Origin of the sequence: Thermocatellispora tengchongensis (assembly GCF_014202315.1) — a bacterium.
Classification (GTDB): Bacteria; Actinomycetota; Actinomycetes; order Streptosporangiales; family Streptosporangiaceae; genus Thermocatellispora; species Thermocatellispora tengchongensis.
This window is the reverse complement of the sequence record NZ_JACHGN010000019.1, coordinates 188,044-205,002: the sequence shown is the minus strand read 5'-3', so window position 1 is coordinate 205,002 and position 16,959 is coordinate 188,044. Positions and strand designations below refer to the sequence as shown.

General features: G+C 71.3%; 19 protein-coding genes. 4 read left to right on the top strand and 15 right to left on the bottom strand.

The window, feature by feature from the left end; translation table 11 throughout:
* Window position 1: 1 nt before the first annotated feature.
* The 3 genes from HNP84_RS36785 to HNP84_RS36775 all read right to left on the bottom strand — a co-directional run bounded on the left by HNP84_RS36785 (window position 2) and on the right by HNP84_RS36775 (window position 3,282).
* Window positions 2–361, bottom strand: coding sequence for an NADH-quinone oxidoreductase subunit A (locus HNP84_RS36785; RefSeq protein ID WP_185054631.1), 360 nt, complete (start codon window positions 359–361; stop codon window positions 2–4).
* Between the two features lie 148 nt (window positions 362–509).
* A complete protein-coding gene (locus HNP84_RS36780; RefSeq protein WP_312926571.1) occupies window positions 510–1,766 on the bottom strand; it encodes a geranylgeranyl reductase family protein in 1,257 nt (418 codons plus the stop codon).
* Between the two features lie 787 nt (window positions 1,767–2,553).
* Window positions 2,554–3,282 carry a demethylmenaquinone methyltransferase gene (locus HNP84_RS36775; protein ID WP_185054630.1) on the bottom strand — a complete coding sequence of 243 codons (729 nt, stop codon included), beginning with the start codon at window positions 3,280–3,282 and terminating at the stop codon, window positions 2,554–2,556.
* Between the two features lie 101 nt (window positions 3,283–3,383).
* Here HNP84_RS36775 and HNP84_RS36770 point away from each other — a divergent pair, with 101 nt between their 5' ends.
* Window positions 3,384–4,691 carry a delta-60 repeat domain-containing protein gene (locus tag HNP84_RS36770; protein ID WP_185054629.1) on the top strand — a complete coding sequence of 436 codons (1,308 nt, stop codon included), beginning with the start codon at window positions 3,384–3,386 and terminating at the stop codon, window positions 4,689–4,691.
* Here HNP84_RS36770 and HNP84_RS36765 read toward each other — a convergent pair.
* Window positions 4,588–4,809: a DUF4229 domain-containing protein gene (locus HNP84_RS36765; RefSeq protein WP_312926577.1), complete on the bottom strand. Its 222-nt coding sequence runs from the start codon at window positions 4,807–4,809 to the stop codon at window positions 4,588–4,590. The genes HNP84_RS36770 and HNP84_RS36765 overlap by 104 nt on opposite strands.
* Before the next feature lie 302 nt (window positions 4,810–5,111).
* Here HNP84_RS36765 and HNP84_RS36760 point away from each other — a divergent pair, with 302 nt between their 5' ends.
* Window positions 5,112–5,351: a BldC family transcriptional regulator gene (locus HNP84_RS36760; RefSeq protein WP_185054627.1), complete on the top strand. Its 240-nt coding sequence runs from the start codon at window positions 5,112–5,114 to the stop codon at window positions 5,349–5,351.
* Between the two features lie 107 nt (window positions 5,352–5,458).
* Here the strand turns inward: HNP84_RS36760 and HNP84_RS36755 are convergent, their stop codons facing one another.
* Both HNP84_RS36755 and HNP84_RS36750 read right to left on the bottom strand, forming a co-directional pair.
* The gene (locus HNP84_RS36755) at window positions 5,459–5,716 is read right to left on the bottom strand and encodes a hypothetical protein (protein WP_185054626.1); all 258 of its coding nucleotides are present in this window, start codon (window positions 5,714–5,716) and stop codon (window positions 5,459–5,461) included.
* A 10-nt stretch (window positions 5,717–5,726) separates the two neighbouring features.
* Window positions 5,727–6,776, bottom strand: coding sequence for a hypothetical protein (locus HNP84_RS36750; RefSeq protein ID WP_185054625.1), 1,050 nt, complete (start codon window positions 6,774–6,776; stop codon window positions 5,727–5,729).
* 204 nt (window positions 6,777–6,980) lie between these two features.
* Between HNP84_RS36750 and HNP84_RS36745 the strand changes: the two genes are divergently transcribed.
* On the top strand, window positions 6,981–7,274 hold the full coding sequence (locus tag HNP84_RS36745; RefSeq protein WP_376772017.1) for a PLDc N-terminal domain-containing protein: 294 nt from the start codon (window positions 6,981–6,983) through the stop codon (window positions 7,272–7,274).
* A gap of 9 nt (window positions 7,275–7,283) precedes the next feature.
* On the opposite strand, the gene ccsB is transcribed toward HNP84_RS36745, so the two are convergent.
* The 6 genes from ccsB to HNP84_RS36715 all read right to left on the bottom strand — a co-directional run bounded on the left by ccsB (window position 7,284) and on the right by HNP84_RS36715 (window position 13,383).
* The gene (ccsB, locus tag HNP84_RS36740; protein ID WP_185054623.1) at window positions 7,284–8,306 is read right to left on the bottom strand and encodes a c-type cytochrome biogenesis protein CcsB; all 1,023 of its coding nucleotides are present in this window, start codon (window positions 8,304–8,306) and stop codon (window positions 7,284–7,286) included.
* Window positions 8,296–9,999, bottom strand: a complete 1,704-nt coding sequence (resB, locus tag HNP84_RS36735; RefSeq protein ID WP_246519153.1) for a cytochrome c biogenesis protein ResB — start codon at window positions 9,997–9,999, stop codon at window positions 8,296–8,298. Before resB ends, ccsB begins: the two co-directional genes overlap by 11 nt.
* A 43-nt stretch (window positions 10,000–10,042) precedes the next feature.
* Window positions 10,043–10,777: a cytochrome c biogenesis CcdA family protein gene (locus HNP84_RS36730; protein WP_185054622.1), complete on the bottom strand. Its 735-nt coding sequence runs from the start codon at window positions 10,775–10,777 to the stop codon at window positions 10,043–10,045.
* 18 nt (window positions 10,778–10,795) lie between these two features.
* Window positions 10,796–11,389 (bottom strand): TlpA family protein disulfide reductase, encoded by a 594-nt coding sequence (locus HNP84_RS36725; protein ID WP_185054621.1) that lies wholly within the window; start codon window positions 11,387–11,389, stop codon window positions 10,796–10,798.
* Window positions 11,390–11,681: 292 nt separating this feature from the next.
* On the bottom strand, window positions 11,682–12,320 hold the full coding sequence (locus HNP84_RS36720) for a histidine phosphatase family protein (RefSeq protein WP_185054620.1): 639 nt from the start codon (window positions 12,318–12,320) through the stop codon (window positions 11,682–11,684).
* A gap of 127 nt (window positions 12,321–12,447) precedes the next feature.
* The gene (locus tag HNP84_RS36715) at window positions 12,448–13,383 is read right to left on the bottom strand and encodes a LysR family transcriptional regulator (protein WP_185054619.1); all 936 of its coding nucleotides are present in this window, start codon (window positions 13,381–13,383) and stop codon (window positions 12,448–12,450) included.
* A gap of 73 nt (window positions 13,384–13,456) precedes the next feature.
* Between HNP84_RS36715 and HNP84_RS55495 the strand changes: the two genes are divergently transcribed.
* On the top strand, window positions 13,457–13,582 hold the full coding sequence (locus tag HNP84_RS55495) for a hypothetical protein (RefSeq protein ID WP_281396395.1): 126 nt from the start codon (window positions 13,457–13,459) through the stop codon (window positions 13,580–13,582).
* Window positions 13,583–13,724: 142 nt separating this feature from the next.
* Here the strand turns inward: HNP84_RS55495 and hemL are convergent, their stop codons facing one another.
* The 3 genes from hemL to hemB all read right to left on the bottom strand — a co-directional run.
* Entirely contained in the window at window positions 13,725–15,017 is a 1,293-nt protein-coding gene (hemL, locus tag HNP84_RS36710; RefSeq protein WP_185054618.1) for a glutamate-1-semialdehyde 2,1-aminomutase, read from the bottom strand.
* Window positions 15,018–15,099: 82 nt separating this feature from the next.
* Complete coding sequence (locus tag HNP84_RS36705; protein ID WP_185054617.1) at window positions 15,100–15,753, bottom strand: bifunctional DNA primase/polymerase; 654 nt, start codon at window positions 15,751–15,753, stop codon at window positions 15,100–15,102.
* 225 nt (window positions 15,754–15,978) lie between these two features.
* The coding region (gene hemB / locus HNP84_RS36700; RefSeq protein ID WP_185054616.1) for a porphobilinogen synthase at window positions 15,979–16,959 on the bottom strand (981 nt) is incomplete at its 5' end.

Here is a 16,959-nt window from a genome sequence, read left to right as displayed (position 1 = left end):
CTCAGTCCCAATCCAGGCCCTTGCGGCGCCAGACGTAGGCGTAGGCGACCAGCACCGTGGCGATGAAGAGCACCATCTCGACCAGCCCGAAGACGCCGAGCTGGTCGAACGCCACGGCCCACGGGTAGAGGAAGATGATCTCGATGTCGAACACGATGAAGAGCATCGCGGTGATCATGTACTTCAGCGGGAAGCGCCCGCCGCCGACGGGCTGCGGCGTGGGATCGATGCCGCACTCGTACGCGTCCAGCTTCGCGCGGTTCCAGCGCTTCGGACCGGTGAAGGGGGCGATCGCCACCGAGAAGACCGCGAACCCTCCCGCGAGAACGGCGAGCACCAGGATGGGCAGGTAGAGCTCCATCGCTACGCGTCCTCTCCCATCTTCACGCGCCGGAGCGCGGGATCCGTTGTGATGTGTCGTGCAAGTCGAGTCGGGGCGATCATCGCACTTCGCGTCCTGTATCCGATGCCCTTCAGGGCGTTGTGCTGCGGAAACGTGTCTGTAGACGTCATGCCGGCGGCGCGACCTTCGACAGCACGTTGATGATCCGGTCCGACGCGTCGCCCCGCCGGTCGGTGAGGTTACCAAGGAGTTTCAGCGCGAACCGCATCAGACGTGGGTGGGGCAACGCGTGCCGGGTGGCGAAGCTCATGACACCCGGCCTGCCGATGGCCTCCACGAACAGTCTGCCGAGGGTGAAGTAGCCCCCGAAGGCGTCCTTCAGAACACCAGGGTATGCCCGGAGCAAACGCTCTCGCTGCGCAGGGGTGGTCCTGTGCAAAGCCTGAGCGATCGTCTCCGCCGCTATCTGACCCGTTTCCATCGCATAGGCGATGCCCTCCCCGTTGAACGGGTTGATCATTCCGCCTGAATCGCCCACGAGCACCAGCCCGCGGGTGTAGTGCGGCTGCCGGTTGAACGCCATCGGCAGCGCCGCGCCCCGGATCGGCCCCCGCCGGGTCTCCTCGGTGAAGGTCCACTCCTCGGGCATGTTGCCCACCCACCGCCGCAGCAGATCCCGGTAGTCCAGGTTCTTGAACGCCTCGGAGGTGTTCAGCAGCCCCAGCCCGACGTTGGCCGTGCCGTCGCCGACCCCGAACACCCAGCCGTACCCGGGCAGCAGGGTCTGGTCGTCCCACAGTTCCAGCCAGACCTCAAGGTACTCGTCGTCGTGGCGCGGGCTGTCGTAGTAGGTCCGCACCGCGACCCCGATCGGCCGGTCCTCCCGCTTGTGCAGCCCCATCCCCAGCGCGAGCCGCGCCGAGTTCCCGTCGGCGGCCACGACGAGCCGCGAGCGGTACGACACGCTCTCACCGTCGTGCTTGGCGGTGACGCCGACGATGTGCCCCGACCGGTCGTCCAGGATGGGCCCGGTGACGTTGACGCCCTGCAGCAGCTTGGCCCCGCCCCGTACGGCGTTGGCCGCGAGGATCTCGTCGAAGTCCTTGCGCACGCGCACGAGCCCGAAGTCGGGGTAGCTGGACAGCTCCGGCCAGTCCAGCTCGAACCGGAGCCCGCCCCCCACGACGCGCAGGCCCTTGTTGCGCACCCACCCGGGCGCGTCGATGTCGATCCCCATCGCGATGAGCTGCTTCACGGCCCGCGGCGTGAGCCCGTCGCCGCACACCTTCTCCCGCGGGAAGGTCGTCTTCTCAAGCAGCAGCACGTCGAGCCCGGCCTGCGCCAGGTAGAAGGCGGTGCTGGACCCGGCCGGCCCGGCCCCCACCACGATCACGTCGGCGTCGAGCTCCGCCGCCCTCCGCACCCCCTCGGAGGAGGAAACACTCCGAGGAACACCAGAGGGCTCTGCACTCCGCTGCGCGGCGGCTGGCTCGGTCACGGGACCTGTCCTGTCCTACATGCTCGACGGCCTCGGGGTATGGGGCCTTCGTTCCTTTGTGAACCTCTTCACAAACTTGTCGGCCCGAAGTCTAACCCCTTTCCACCCCACCGTGTCAGCCAGGAGCCGCTACTGGCGAGTAACCAGGTCCGCAATCACCTAACGGAGGCGGATAGTCACGATGTGCTAGGAGTTGCCGGGCTTGATGTCTTCGGTCCGCCCGAAAGCCCTCGGCGGACGGCACGACCACAGGCCCCCGGTTTTTGAGCGTATTCGGCGTCCCGGGCGTGCTCATTGGGAACAGGAGCGTGAACGCGTTGAATGGCGCGGCATACCGGCCCGCCAATCACGGGACGCGCGATGCCGGTTTCGGTGGCTCCATGGCGTCGTGAAAACGCCGTGATCGGTCGTACATCACCCCGAGATCGTCGCCGGCGGGCCGGGGGACGCTCGCCCCGCGGCGGCTCCCGCCGTTCCATCCGGGTCGCGACGTGCCGCTCGGCACGGGCCTGCGGGGCGGGAAACGAGGCGGACACCCCGACGGAGACGGCGTCCGCGTACGCCTCGGCCCGGCGGAGACCCGGTATCACGACGGCTCTCCTCAAGCCTCCGTCACCGATTCGGGAAAAGCCCGCGCCACGCCCCGCATATCGGCCGTTCGCGCTGCCGGAACGAGCCGGTCGCGATTTTCTCCGTCGCGCCGGAAAAGCGGTCAGGCGGCCGGTTTGAAAGCCCGGTGCAGGGCCACTATTCCGAGGGACAGGTTGCGCCAGGCCACCTTCTCCCAGCCCGCCTCCTGGATCAGCGCGGCCAGGGCGGGCTGGTCGTGCCAGTCCCTGATGCTCTCGGCCAGGTAGTCGTAGCTGTCGTCGTTGCTGCCGAAGGCCCTGGCCACCTTCGGCAGGAGCTTCATCAGGTACTGGCTGTAGACCAGGTCGAAGCTCCGGTTCGTCGGGTGCGAGAACTCGCAGATGACGAGTCTCGCGCCTGGCCGGGCGACGCGGAGCATCTCGCGCAGGGCCGCCTTGGTGTCGTGGACGTTGCGCAGGGCGAAGCTGATCGTGACGGCGTCGAAGGAGTCGTCGTGGAAGGGGAGCCTCAGGGCGTCGCCGGCGACGAAGGTCACCCCGCGTACGCCGCCGCCGTGGATGCCGGAGCCGCCCCTTCTGCGCACGCCCGTGCGCAGCATGCCGAGCGAGAAGTCGGAGGCGATGGCCCGAGCGCCCAGGCCGGTGAAGGCGTCGGTGGAGGTGCCGGTGCCCGCGCCGAGGTCGAGGACCAGCTCGCCGGGGCCGGCGTCCACGGCGGCGGCGGTGGCCTTGCGCCACATGCGGTCCTGGCCCAGCGAAATGATGTCGTTGACCAGGTCGTAGCGGCGGGCGGTGCGATCGAACATCGCGGCGACTTCGTGGGGCTGCTTCTCCAGCGACGCGCGGGTCATGCGGACAAGCCTAGGGGGTTCCCTGTTGGGGCTCCTGATGAACTGGGGGAATGTGCGGAAAGTACGCACGTGATTACGCTGAGTCTGATACGACTGTGGGAATGCCTGTCCTCGTAGCAGACACCACCGTCGTTTCAGCAGTCCTGTCGGCGCTGGCCCTGGCCGCGCCGGGTGCTCCCCCGCCTCCTCCCGGGCCGACGGCCGTGCCGGCGCCCGCGCCCGTCCGGCACGTCTCGGTCGTGTCGGAGGACCCGGTGGACTACACGCCGCACGTCCTGGACGGGATCGTGAACGCCATCGCGATCGTGGGGCGCACCGTCGTCGTGGGGGGCGAGTTCTCCGCGGTCAAGGAGGCCCGGCCGCAGGACGCCCCCGCCCTGGAGCGGGCGAACCTGTTCGCGTTCGACCTGTACACCGGGAAGATCCTCCCCTCGTTCGCGCCCGAGGTGCGCGGCGTCGTGTACGCGCTGGCGGCCGGCGCCGACGGCACCGTGTACGTCGGCGGCGACTTCGCCACGATCGGGCGCGCTCCGGCGCGCGGGCTGGCCCGGCTGCGGGTGGCCGACGGGGCGCCGGTCCCCGGGTTCGAGCCTCGGATCGCGGGCGGCGGCGTGCAGACGCTCGCCGTGCAGGGCGGCAAGGTCTACGCCGGGGGCGACTTCCGGCGCGTGGGGAACGCGTGGCGCACTGGGCTGGCGCGGCTCGACGCGGCGACCGGGGCCGTCGATCCCTCGTTCGCGATCGAGGTGGCCGGTCCCCGGCCCGGGGCCGGTCTGAAGGTCTACTCGCTGGCCGTGACCCCCACGCGGCTGGCCGTTGACGGCAACTTCACCACGCTCGACGGGCAGTCGCGGCCGCAGCTCGGCCTGATCGACATCGGCGGGGCCAAGGCGCGGGTGCTGCCGTGGCGCACCGAGGCGTACGCGCCCGCCTGCGCCAAGTCCTTCCCCGCGTACGTACGCGGGCTGGCCTTCTCACCCGCCGGCGACTACTTCGTCGTCGTGACGACAGGAGGAAATGGCGGCGCCGCCAAGCTCTGCGATTCCGCGGCCCGATTCGAGACCGGGGCGAAGGGCGAGCGGATCAAGCCGACCTGGGTGAACCACACCGGCGGCGACTCGTTGTATTCCGTGGCCGTGACCGGCGCGGCGGTGTACGTCGGCGGCCATCAGCGCTGGCTGGACAACCCGCGCGGGCACGACTCGGCCGGGCCGGGCGCGGTGAAGCGGACCGGGATCGGCGCGATCGACCCGCGCACCGGCAAGGCGCTGCCCTGGAACCCCACGCGTACCCGCGGGATCGGGGTCAAGGCTTTTCTGGCTCATCCGGGCGGTCTACTGGTTGGTAGCGATACGACCCGTCTTGGTCGGGAGTATCATGCCCGCGTTGGGATGTTCCCGCTTGGGTGATGCGGGCGCTCACGGCGTCGCGCTGCTTGGACAGCAGCACGTAGCTGGCCAGACCGCTGAGCACCAGGGCAGCGATCAGCAACCACAGCCAGTTGCGCAGGCCGAGCAGGTAGAGCACGCCGAACGCGATGGCGAACAGGCCGATCCTTGACGCGGTGTAAACGACGACGGGACGCACAGCGTCGAGGTTACGTCACTCTTCCCACGGAGCGGGAAGTCTTCGCATCGGGCACGGACACTGCTAGTCTTCCCCAACACCACCTTTTGTAAAGAAACACCCATGAGAGCCCCAAAGAGGCTCTATCATATAACAATCGGGCACTCGGCCTATAACAACCCGTGATCTTTGCTGAAAACCACGGATAAAACAGGCTTCGCTCGGCACACTGGTTACCTGTCCGCCCGCTGGCAGGAAGCGGGATGCGAGGGGGAGAGATTGTGGAGAGTAGCAGCGAGCGTCTGCTGACACCCGGTGAGGTTGCCGCCCTCTTCCGGGTCGACCCGAAGACGGTTACCCGCTGGGCGGCGGCCGGTCGCATCAGCAGCATTCGTACCCCCGGAGGGCACCGGCGCTTCCGCGAGTCGGAAGTTCACGCCCTTCTTCGTGGCGAGGATGTCCTCACGGCCGATCGGCCTACCGGCGAGTCCCCGCGCGTCTGACGACGGAGTCGTCGCCACGGTGATCCTGCGCGCCTACCCGGAGCCGCAGGGTCACCGTGAATCGGTGCGCGCAGCGCCCCCTCGCGCGTCACGCCCCCGTGTCCCCCTCACGACCCCGGGGCACCCTGGTTCTCCTGCTCTGCCTTGAACTCCAGGAACGCCTGCTCCAGCTCGTCGTTCTCCTCCTGCCAGCGGCGCTGACGCTCCACGATCTCCTCCTCGGTCAGCGCGCCGGCCGACCAGCGGTCGTATTCGGGATCGCCGGGGGGCACCTCGACGTACGCGTTGCCGATCAGGCGCCCGTCGTGGCTGGTCAGACTCTGTGGTACGCGCAGGGTCCCGTCCGCGAGCCTGATGACGTACATCAACGATCACCTAGATTCCGTAGCGCCGGTTGAAGAACAGCATGACATCGAGCGCCATCCGCGTGTCACCTCCGAGCATGTCCACCAGCGCGGGCCGCTGACGCGAGGCGATGGCCGCGAAGGCGTCGGCGAAGAACTCCTTGCGCCCGAGCCCGCCCGGCTGCTGGTGGAAGGCCGATACCAGGAGCGGCTCGCACCGCTCGTACAACGCGGCGAACTCGGGGCTGTCGGAGACCCACTCCCCCGGCCGCGCGTCCACGTCGTCCAGCGCGTGCCCCACCTCGTGCATCATCACGTCGGGCGTCGGGGACGGCCGGTCACCGACGACGATCTTGCGGTCGCCGTACGCGCCGGCGCAGATGTCCCAGGTCGCCCGGCCCGAGGGCAGGGGCGCGCCGCGCAAGTAGCCCATGTCGTCCAGGTCGGGCACGCCGCCCGCGCCCACGTAGATGCCCTCCAGGCCCTCGGCGAGCAGCGCCTTCAGCCGGTCGGGCAGCCGGGCCAGGCTCTCCACCGCGCGCACGGCCTCGGGCGACGGCGGGCCGTCGCGCACGTCCCACTGCCGGTGCAGGATGCGCTCCAGCACGCCGCAGTGACGCAGGCCGTCGCCGCGGGCGGGCGTGTCGGGCGCGTTGGGCTGGGCCCTGGGCCGCTCGTCGCCCAACTCGAAGTCGCGCCAGGTGTACTGCGGCCGATCCGCGATCGTGGCCGCGCTCACCGCCGCCTGCCTCCGGCGTTCCAGCCGGTCGAAGCGGTCCAGGCGGTGGTCCATCCGGTCGGTGTACTCCTGGGGAGCCGGGGTGGGCGGGGACTCCGGCCGCTCCGCCCGCTCCGGCCGCTCAGCCCGCGCCGTGCGGCGCTCCGGGGGACGGTGGTCCGGCCAGGGGTCCGCGTACGGGCGCTCCACCCGCCGCCGCTCCGGCCGCTCAGGGGCCGGCTCTCTCACCGAGTCCACGCGCTCGCCGCCACCGCTCCCACCCCGGTACGGCGACGCGTACGGGCCGCGCTGCCACCAGCGGTTCGCCCGCCGATGCCGCCCCTTCTCGCCCGACTGAGCCATCACGCCCCTTCGTCTGCCCCACCACGTGCCCAGGGACCACCGTACGTCGCAGAACATCGGGCGTCACCCGAAATGTCGGGACCGGCGGGGATAGGGGCGGACAGAGCGATCTGAGGGCGTCCACGGGTGGACAGGGTCACCGGCGGGGGGACAGGTCTGTGGGGTCGGACGCGAGCAGTGCCCGCCATGGCTTACAGTTCGGGCATGCCTGTGGTTCTCGGCCTTGCGTTGCTCGCTTTCTGGCTCTATTGCCTGTTCGACGTCATCACGACGCCCGACGAGGAGACCAGGAACCTCCCCAAGATCCTCTGGGTCCTCGTCGTCGTCCTGCTGGTCGGCGTCGGCGGTGTGCTCTGGCTGCTGCTCGGCCGCCCCTACGCGCCGCGCGAGACCCAGGCCGGCCCCGGCGGCTCCATGCGCGCCGACGTGCCCCGCGGCCCCGACGACGACCCCGAGTTCCTGCGCGACCTCGACCGCCGCCTCCGCGGCGAGGAGTGATACCGCCCCTCAGTTCGGCACGTCGGCGTACGAGTGCAGACCGCCGAGGAACATGTTCACGCCGATGAGGTTGAACAGAAGACAGCCGAACGCGATGAGCTGCACGATGACGGCCGCGCGGCCCCTCCACCCGGCGGTCGCGCGGGCGTGCAGGTAGGCGGCGTACGCGATCCAGGTGATGAACGCCCAGACCTCCTTGGGGTCCCAGCCCCAGTAGCGGCCCCACGCCTTGTCGGCCCACAGCGCGCCCGCGATGACGGCGAAGGTCCAGATCGGGAACGCCAGCACGACGACCCGGTGCGCGATGGCCTCCAGCTCGGCGCGCGAGGGCAGCCGCGACGGCTTCTCGCCGCGTACCAGGTACAGGATGCCCGACACGCCGCCCACGATGAACAGCCCGCTGGCCGCGATGGCGGCGCTGACGTGGATCGCCACCCAGTACGAGTTCAGCGCGGGCACCACCGGCCCGGCCTGGACGTGCAGGTAGCGCACCGCGAAGCCGAGCGACAGCGTGGCGGCCAGCGCCACGAACGCGCCGAGGAAGCGCACCGGGTAGCGGAGCTGCATCAACAGGAACACGGTCACCGCGGCGAACGCGATGGCGACCACGAACTCGTACATGTTGCCCCACGGCCACCGGTCCACCGCCAGGCCGCGGGTCATGATGGAGCCCAGGTTGGTCGCCCAGCCGAGCCAGGTCAGCACCACGGCGATGGTGCCGGCCCGCTCCGCGAAGCCGGGCCTGGGCGCCGCGTTCCCGGCCTTCGCCGCGGCCTCGGCGCCGTCCTGCGCGTCCTCCTGCCCGTCCCTGTGCGTGTCCTGAGCGTCCGGGGTCTCCGGCGCGTCGGCGGCGGCGGACCGGCCGCCGACCGTCGCCAGCTCGCGTACGGGGGCGGCGGACGCGCGCGCCGCGGCACGGCCGAAGCCGAGCTGCAGCGCGTATCCGATCATGGCGATCACATAGAGCAGCACCGTCACCAGGATGAGCTGGTCGCTCAGCGTGGCGAGTCCGGTGTCAACCTCAACGGGCATCCTTGACTCCTGAAGCCGTGGCACCACTGAGTGCCTTCACGATGTCGGCGAACTCCTCGGCGAACCCGCCTGCGCCGCCCTCGGTCCGGGTGAGGCCGCCGACCTGGACGACGCTACCGCCGCCCTCCCCCTGCTCGGCCCGCACCCAGATCCGCCGCCTGCGGAGGGTGAGCGAGAGCACGATGCCGAGCACGGCGCCGACCGCCGCGACCAGCGCCGCCAGCCGCCCCGGGTCGTAGGCGATCTGCAGCGACGCCCACTCCTTCACCCCGGTGAAGGTGACCGTGCCGTGCCCGCCGGGCAGCTCCATCGACTGCCCGACCTCCAGCGGCGCGGCCTTCATGACCAGCGGCTTCATCTTCTTCAGCCGCTCCTGGTCGAACAGGTAGACCGACTGCGGGATGCCGTCGGCCAGGCCCAGGTCGCCGGCGAAGGCGCGGATCTGGGCGGTGGGGTTCAGCGCGCCCGGGAAGACCGAGACGTACGAGCCGTCCTGGAGCGGGACGGTGCTGGGCAGGAACCGGATCGACAGGCCGAGCTGCTCGGGCTGGGCGTTGGACACCTTGATGGTGCACTCGGAGGCGTACGTCTGGATGTTCTCCGCCAGGCACGCCACCGGCCCGTCGTAGGCCACGTTCCCCTTGCCGTCCACGACCTTGAAGGTCGGGGCGTAACCGTGCCCGATCAGGTACGTCATGGTGCCGTTGACGTCCAGCGGCTCGTTGACCTTCAGCTCGTAGTCGCGCTCGGGCGCGCCCGGACTGTCGCTGACCCTGAGCTTGGCGGAGTAGTCCAGCACCTGCCCGCGCCGCTCCCCGGCCGCGATGTAGCTGGCCTGGAAGTCGTCGAGCTGGAAGGAGAACGGCTCCAGCGACTCGGCCGACACCTGGGAGCCCGGGATGTACCTGTCGTAGGCCGCCACGGTGTTGGCGAAGCCGGTGCCCTCGATGAGCAGCACGTTGCCGCGGTAGCCGTACAACGAGCCGACGCCGACCGCGACCAGCAGGCCCACCAGCGCGACGTGGAAGAGCAGGTTCCCGGTCTCGCGCAGGTAGCCCTTCTCGGCCGACACCCAGCCGTCGCCGGTCGCGACGCGGAACCGGCGCGCCCGCAGCCACTCCGCGCTGCGCGCCAGCGCCTGCTCCGGCCCGGCCTCGCTGTCGTAGGACGCGTGCTGCGGCAGCCTGCCCAGGTTGCGCGGCGCCGCCGGGGGCCTGCGGCGCAGCTCCCGCAGGTACACGCCGGTACGCGGCACGATGCAGCCGATCAGCGACACGAACAGCAGCAGGTAGATCGCCGCGAACCAGGGCGCGCGGAAGACGTCGAACAGCCAGAGCCGGTCCAGCCACTCGGCGTAGGTGGGGTTGTCGCGGAAGTACTGGGCGACGTCGGCGGGCTCGACGCCGCGCTGCGGGAGGAGCGAGCCGGGCACGGCGGCCAGCGCGAACAGGAACAGCAGGATCAGCGCGGTGCGCATCGAGGTCAGCGTGCGCCAGAACCACCGCGCCCAGCCGATCGCCCCGAGTCGCACCGCCGCCGGGCCCCCGCCGGACCCGCCGGGCTTGCCGGACGCGCCAGGCTTACCGGACGCGCCGGACTCGCCAGGCTTGCCGGACTCGCCAGACTCGCCCGCCTGGGCGGCCGGCGCGGTGTCCACGGTGTCCGCCCGGGTGTCGTCGTCGGTTCGGGTCATCGTCTACCTGTCATCAGCTCATCGTCGGATCAGGGTCGGCACCTCAGATCACCGGCTGGAAGCCGCCGATCCAGCCCTGCATGGTCGCGACCAACTGCCCCCACAGGCCGGTCACCAGCAGCACGCCGACGACGACCAGCATGCCGCCGCCGATGCGCATGACGAGCCGCGAGTGGCGGCGTACGGCCTTGAACGCGCGCAGGGCGCTGCTGTAGGCCAGGCCCGCGGCCACGAACGGCAGGCCGAGCCCCAGCGCGTACGCGGCCGCCAGCAGCGCGCCGCGGCCCGCGCTGCCCTCGTTCAGGCCCAGGGTGAGGACGACGGCGAGGGTGGGGCCGATGCACGGCGTCCAGCCCAGGCCGAACACCACGCCGAGCAGCGGCGCGCCCGCGAGCCCCGCGGCGGGACGGCGGTGGATGCGCATGTCGCGCTGCAGCCCCGGGATCAGCCCCATGAACGACAGGCCGAGCACGATCGTCAGGACCCCGAGCACCCGGGTGATGCCCTCGGCGTTGCGCAACATCACCGCGCCCAGCCCGCCCACCACCGCGCCGCCCGCCACGAACACCGCCGCGAAGCCGAGCACGAACAGCGCGCTGCCCAGCACCAGCCGGCCACGGCGCGGGTCGGCGCTCATCCCGGTCACGTACGACAGGTAGCCGGGCACCAGGGGCAGCACGCACGGCGACAGGAACGACACCACCCCCGCCGCCACCGCGATCGGCAGCGCCAGTCCGAGCGAACCCGTTGCTACGGTGTCAGCGAGGTCGGCGGTCATCACAGGTCATCATGGATCTCACTGCCGACCGTCCTCGCCGCTGATCTGGTTGACCGTGTTCAGCAGGTCGGTGTACTTCACCGCGCCGAGCGCCCGCGCGGCGATGCGTCCCTGCCTGTCGATGATCAGCGTGGACGGGATCGCGGCCGGCGGCACCGTGCCCTGGAACGCCAGCGCCACCTTGCCGGGCTGGTCGTGCAGGCTCGGATAGCCCGGCTTGTGGTTGCGCTCGAAGGCCAGCGCGGCGGCCTTGTCGTCCTTGAACGCGACGCCGAGGAAGTCGACCCCCTGCGCCTTGGTCTTGGCCGCGACGTCCTTCAGCACCGGAGCCTCGGCCACGCACGGCGCGCACCACGACGCCCAGAAGTTCAGCACCACGACCTTGCCCTTGTACGCGGCCAGCGACGCGTTCTCCCCGTCGAGCGTCGGCCCCGACACCTCGGGCGCCGGCTTGCGATCGGCGGCCCCGAACACCTGCATCTTGCCGTCACCGGCGACGAACCGGGTGTCACCGGTCTGCGGCTGCCCGCCCTGGCTCCCCGCACACGCGGTCACGCCGATGGCCAGAACGAGGGCGAGGGCGAGCGCCTTGAAGGACTGTGCGGCGGACACGGAAGGAGGATCTCCTCGTACTACAAGCGGTAGAGCTGTAACTCTACCGCGCCCACCGGACGGTTCCGTGCCCAGGGCAGTGCTAATGGCGCGTGCTTCGCGCCAATGGCGCGTGCTCCGCACGCGCAGGCTTGAGCGCCCCCAGGGTCATGTCTTCCCCCGTCGCTCCGGTCGCTCCGCTCCCTGCGCTCCTCCTCCAGACACGACCCGCGCTCAAGCCGCCACAACCCGTCTACCTGAGACGGACACGTGTTGGCCGGTTCCGGGGGAGGCGCGCCTGGGGCGGGGGACGTCAGGCTCCGGGGACGGAGGGGCGGCGGGACAGGGCGCCGGCGGGTTCGCTGTAGCCGATGCTGGTGAGGCGGTCGCCGTCGAAGGTGAAGCTGGTCAGGCTGGCCAGGGCACACTGGCGGCGGCGGGGGTCGTGCCAGAGGCGGCGGCCCTCGGCGGCCAGGCGGATGACCCAGATGGGGAGCTGGTGGCTGACGAGCACCGCCTCGTGGCCGCGGGCGGCGGCTCTGGCGTCGTCGATCGCGCCGCGCATGCGGGCCACGAGGTCCAGGTAGGGCTCGCCCCAGGAGGGACGGAACGGGTTCCACAGGTAGCGGTAGTGGCGCGGGTTGCGGAACACGCCGTCGCCAAGGCCGACCGGGCGGCCCTGGAAGATGTTGTCGGCCTCAAGCAGGCGGTCGTCGAGGGCCACGTCGAGATGAAGGGCCTCGGCGAGCGGGGCGGCGGTCTCCCTGGCGCGCTCCAGGGGCGAGCTGACCAGTACGGTGATGTCACGGTCGGCGACGGCCTTGGCCACCATCTCGGCCATCAGGCGGCCGGTCTCGGAGAGGTGGTAGCCGGGCAGCCTGCCGTACAGGACCCCTTCGGGGTTGTGCACCTCACCGTGCCGCAGCAGGTGAACGACGGTGGTCTCAGCCATGGTGCGCACAGCCTACCGACAAGTAGCGGCCGGACGCCCTCCGGGAGGCGCCCGGCGCGTGTCGCGGGAAACCGGAGCTTCGGACGCGTGAGCCGGCGATGCTGCTACGAGAACCTGGAGCGCGGGCTCACACGCCGCTCAGCTCCGCGGGCTCGCTGGTCAGGCACAGCGGGGCGGCGACGGCCCGCAGGGCGTCAACAGCGGCGCGGATGGCGGGGCGGCGGGCCGCGTCGGTGCGCCACAGGGCGTAGATGCGCCGCGTAGGGCGGTGCAGGATGGGCACGGCCCGTACGTCCGGCGGCAGCGGGCCGCGGCCCAGCCGGGGCACGATCGCGCACCCGTGGCCCGCGGCCACCAGCGCGAGCTGGGTCGGATACTCGTCCACCATGCAACTGATGTCCGGCTCGACCTCCGCCGAGCGCAGGGTGAACACCAGCCAGTCGTGGCACACCGTGCCCGGCGAGGAGCTGATCCACTGCTCGCCCGCCAGGTCGGACAGCGAGATCTCCGGCCGTCCGGCCAGGGGGTGCGAGGCGGGCAGGATCACATCGGCGATGTCGTCGAGGAGCGCCGCCCGCGACAGGCCCTCGGGGATGGCCATGGGCCGGTTCAGCCAGTCCTGGGCCACGGCGAGGTCCAGCTCGCCCCGCGCGACCTCGCGGATCTGCCGTTCGGGCTCGCGCTCGAAGAGCTGGACCTGCAGCTCGGGGTGGCGCTCGCGCAGGTGGGTGAGCGCCCCGGGCAGCAGGCCGCGGGCGGCGGTCGGGAACGCGGCGATGCTCAGCCGCCCGACCACCGCCCCGCGCAGCGCCTCGAAGTCGGCCTCGGCGGTCTCGACCAGGGCCAGGATGCGCCCGGCGTGCTCGGCGAGCAGACCGGCCGCGTCGGTGAGCTTCACCCCGCGCCCGTTGCGTTCGATCAGCGTGGCTCCGGTCTCGCGCTCCAGCTTGGCGAGCTGCTGCGAGATCGCGGACGGTGTCACCATCAGCGCTTCGGCCGCCGCGCCGACCGAACCGTAGATCGACACGGCGTGCAGGGCCTTGAGCCGGTTGAGGTCCAACATGTAAGCAAGCCTAAATGACAACCCTAAGGAAGTCTCGCTTGTCCTGAACAGTTTGCCTCGCGAAAATGGATGCATGAGAAGAAACCGCACTCACGACAGGGCCCCCGACCAGCCGATCTCCTACCTGGAGAAGCTCGCCAACGCCGAGCGCGAGCGCCGCATCCGCAACGGCAAGCCGAACCCGGCCACGACCCGCTAAGCGGGCACCGGCCGGTCCCGGCTCACGGGCCCGGCTTACAGGCCCGGCTTACAGGCCCGGCTCACGGGCCCGGCCTGACGGCACGGCCGGGCGCTCGGCCCGGCCCGATTCAGCCGCCGTGCCGCTGAGGGAGGACCTGGCGTCAGCCCAGGGCAGCGGCGGCGGCCTTGGCCGCGAGAGGCAGCGCGTCGGCGATCCGCGTAAGCGCCTCTTCATCGTGAGCGGCCGACAGGAACCACGCCTCGTACGCCGAGGGCGGCAGATACACGCCCTGGTCCAGCATGGCGTGGAAGAAGTTGCCGAAGGCGGCGGTGTTCTGCCGCCTGGCTCCCGCGAAGTCCGTCACGGGCTCCTCGGTGAAGAAGATCGAGAACAGGCTCCCGGCCCGCTGCAGCCGGTGCGGCACGCCCGCCGCCGCCAGCGCGTCGGACGCGGCCCTGCCGATGACCAGGGCCGCGGCGTCCACCCGGTCGTACACCTCGTCGTCGCACGCGCGCAGCGTGGCGAGGCCAGCCGCGCACGCCAGCGGATTGCCCGACAGCGTGCCGGCCTGGTAGACCGGGCCCTCGGGGGCCAGCAGGCTCATCACGTCGGCCCGGCCGCCGAACGCGGCGGCCGGCAGCCCGCCGCCCATGACCTTGCCGAAGGTCATCAGGTCGGCGTCCACCGGGTCCAGGCCGTACCACCCGGCGGCCGAGACCCGGAAGCCGGTCAGCACCTCGTCCAGGATCAGCAGCGCGCCGTTGGCCGCGCACAGCTCCTTCAGCCTGGCGTTGAAGCCGGGCGCGGGCGGCACCACGCCCATGTTGGCCGGGCACGCCTCGGTGATCACGCACGCGATCTCGGCGAGGCGGAACGCCTCCTCCACGGCCTCGATGTCGTTGTAGGGCAGCACGATCGTGTCGGACGCCGCCGCGCCGGTCACCCCCGGCGTGTCGGGCAGCCCGAAGGTGGCCACGCCCGAGCCGGCCGAGGCCAGCAGGGCGTCCACGTGGCCGTGGTAGCAGCCCGCGAACTTGATCACCTTGGACCGGCCGGTGAAGCCGCGGGCCAGGCGCACCGCCGACATCGTGGCCTCGGTGCCCGAGCTGACCAGGCGTACCTTCTCCACCGGGGCGACCCGCGCCACGATCTCCTCGGCGAGCTCCACCTCGCCCGGGGTGGCCGCGCCGTACGACGTGGCGCCGTCGAGCGCGGCGCGCAGCGCCTCCAGCACCGCGGGGTGGCGGTGGCCCAGGATCATCGGGCCCCAGGAGCAGACCAGGTCGACGTAGCGGTTGCCGTCGACATCGACGATGTAGGGGCCCTGCGCCCCGGCCATGAACCGCGGCGTGCCGCCGACCGCCCCGAACGCCCGCACCGGCGAGTTGACCCCGCCCGGGACGATCTCCTTGGCGCGCGCGAACAGTTCCTCGGACTTCTGCGTGGAGCTCACCCGAACAAGGCTACCGATGCCCCCGCGCGGGCTCACTCACAGGCGGGCCGTCACTCGCAGGCGGGCTCACTCGCAGGCGGGCTCACTCACAGGCGTCGGCCAGCCAGTCGAGCACCCGCAGCGGGTCGGGCAGCGGACGGCCGTCGGGCGGGCGCAGCCAGGAGACCGGCTGCCCGGTCGGCAGCGTGGACGGCGGGGCCAGGACATAGCTGTCGCGGCAGTGCCAGCGCAGGCCCGGCATGCTGTCGATGGTCTCGGGCCCGCAGTCGAGGTGGCAGGACCACCACTCGTCCTCGTCGTCGGGGTTGCCGCGGGTGGCCACGTAAAACAGAACCCGGTCGCCGTTAGCGGCGACCGGGCCTGTGTCGGAACCGGAGGCGTCCATGCGGGCCAGGGCCGTGAGGCCGGCCTCCAGGGGCATGTCGAACACGTCGAACACGCGCCCCGTGGGCAGGATCACGTTGGCGTCCTCGTCCTGGCGCCACCAGCGGGTGAGCTGCGTGGTGTCGCACGTGGCCTGCATCTGCCAGGCGGGCGAGAGCGGATGGGCGCCGGGGTCGGGACAGCCGACCCGGTCGCACGAGCACGCCCTGCCGCCCTCGCGCAGCGGATGGGCGCCGGGACAGCTCGCCCAGCCCAGCGCCGCGTACTGCAACACCGATTCCAGCTTGGACACGCGCCGCCGCGAGGGACGGCCCAGCCGTTTGGTACGCCGAGCGAGTGGTACCCCCACCATTCGTGTCCTCCGTCCCGCCACAGGTCCGCCCACGCCGGTGCCCCGCGAGACCCGGAATCCGCCCCCGTGCGCTTTGAGATCCGCACCGAAAGGGGCCATCGGGCTGCCTAACCTACCCACCCGGGGCACACCAGACTGCTTTCTGGAACTCTAACGCACCCCGGCTAGTTGCCTGACGGAAACCCCCCGGTTAGGGCCATCCGTTACTGTCCCGGCCCCTGATGGTCACAGGCGCTTGGCCACCTCGGTGGCCCAGTACGTGAGGATCAGGTCGGCTCCGGCGCGGCGGATGGCGACCAATGACTCCATGATGACCCGTTCGCGGTCGATCCAGCCGTTGGCGGCGGCGGCCTCGACCATGGCGTACTCGCCGCTGACCTGGTAGGCGGCCACCGGCACGTCCACGGTGTCGCGGACCTGGCGCAGGATGTCGAGGTAGGCCAGCGCGGGCTTGACCATCACCGCGTCGGCGCCCTCGGCCAGGTCGAGCCGGACCTCGCGCAGCGCCTCGCCGACCGGCCCCGCCGGGTCCTGCTGGTAGGAGCTGCGGTCGCCGAACTGCGGGGCGCACTCGGCGGCGTCGCGGAACGGGCCGTAGAAGCCGGAGGCGTACTTGGCGGAGTAGGCCAGGATCGGCACCTGGGCGAAGCCCTCGGCGTCGAGCGCGGCCCGGATCGCGCCCACCTGGCCGTCCATCATGCCGCTCGGCGCGATCACCTGCGCCCCGGCGCGGGCCTGGGCCACGGCGGCCGAGGCGTAGCGCTCCAGGGTCAGGTCGTTGTCCACGTCGCCGTCGGGGGTCAGGATGCCGCAGTGGCCGTGGTCGGTGAACTCGTCCAGGCAGGTGTCGGTAATGATCACCAGCGCGTCGCCCACCTCGGCCACCACGTCGCCGAGCGCCTGCTGCACGATGCCGCCGGGGTCGTCGGCGGCCGAGCCGCGCCCGTCCTTGACGGCCGGGATGCCGAACAGGATCAGCCCGCCGACGCCGGCCTCGGCGGCCTCGTGCGCCGCCTTGCGCAGCGAGTCGCGGGTGTGCTGCACCACGCCCGGCATCGAGGCCACCGGCTGCGGCTCGCTGATGCCCTCCTTGACGAAGACGGGCAGGATCAGCTCGGCGGGATGCAGCCGGGTGCCGGCCACCATACGCCGCAACGCCGCGGTGCGACGCAGCCTCCGAGGCCGCGCGACAGGAAACTCAGCGTT

What these genes read in the sequence shown, in the direction of transcription:
- HNP84_RS36720 (WP_185054620.1), bottom strand. Translation starts at nt 12,320, where the DNA reads ATGGCTGAGACCACCGTCGTTCACCTGCTGCGGCACGGTGAGGTGCAC.
- resB (WP_246519153.1), bottom strand. Translation starts at nt 9,999, where the DNA reads ATGACCCGAACCGACGACGACACCCGGGCGGACACCGTGGACACCGCG.
- ccsB (WP_185054623.1), bottom strand. Translation starts at nt 8,306, where the DNA reads ATGCCCGTTGAGGTTGACACCGGACTCGCCACGCTGAGCGACCAGCTC.
- HNP84_RS36785 (WP_185054631.1), bottom strand. Translation starts at nt 361, where the DNA reads ATGGAGCTCTACCTGCCCATCCTGGTGCTCGCCGTTCTCGCGGGAGGG.
- HNP84_RS36745 (WP_376772017.1), top strand. Translation starts at nt 6,981, where the DNA reads ATGCCTGTGGTTCTCGGCCTTGCGTTGCTCGCTTTCTGGCTCTATTGC.
- HNP84_RS36715 (WP_185054619.1), bottom strand. Translation starts at nt 13,383, where the DNA reads ATGTTGGACCTCAACCGGCTCAAGGCCCTGCACGCCGTGTCGATCTAC.
- HNP84_RS36770 (WP_185054629.1), top strand. Translation starts at nt 3,384, where the DNA reads ATGCCTGTCCTCGTAGCAGACACCACCGTCGTTTCAGCAGTCCTGTCG.
- HNP84_RS36755 (WP_185054626.1), bottom strand. Translation starts at nt 5,716, where the DNA reads ATGTACGTCATCAGGCTCGCGGACGGGACCCTGCGCGTACCACAGAGT.
- HNP84_RS55495 (WP_281396395.1), top strand. Translation starts at nt 13,457, where the DNA reads ATGAGAAGAAACCGCACTCACGACAGGGCCCCCGACCAGCCGATCTCC.
- HNP84_RS36730 (WP_185054622.1), bottom strand. Translation starts at nt 10,777, where the DNA reads ATGACCGCCGACCTCGCTGACACCGTAGCAACGGGTTCGCTCGGACTG.
- HNP84_RS36760 (WP_185054627.1), top strand. Translation starts at nt 5,112, where the DNA reads ATGCGAGGGGGAGAGATTGTGGAGAGTAGCAGCGAGCGTCTGCTGACA.
- HNP84_RS36705 (WP_185054617.1), bottom strand. Translation starts at nt 15,753, where the DNA reads ATGGTGGGGGTACCACTCGCTCGGCGTACCAAACGGCTGGGCCGTCCC.
- HNP84_RS36775 (WP_185054630.1), bottom strand. Translation starts at nt 3,282, where the DNA reads ATGACCCGCGCGTCGCTGGAGAAGCAGCCCCACGAAGTCGCCGCGATG.
- HNP84_RS36750 (WP_185054625.1), bottom strand. Translation starts at nt 6,776, where the DNA reads ATGGCTCAGTCGGGCGAGAAGGGGCGGCATCGGCGGGCGAACCGCTGG.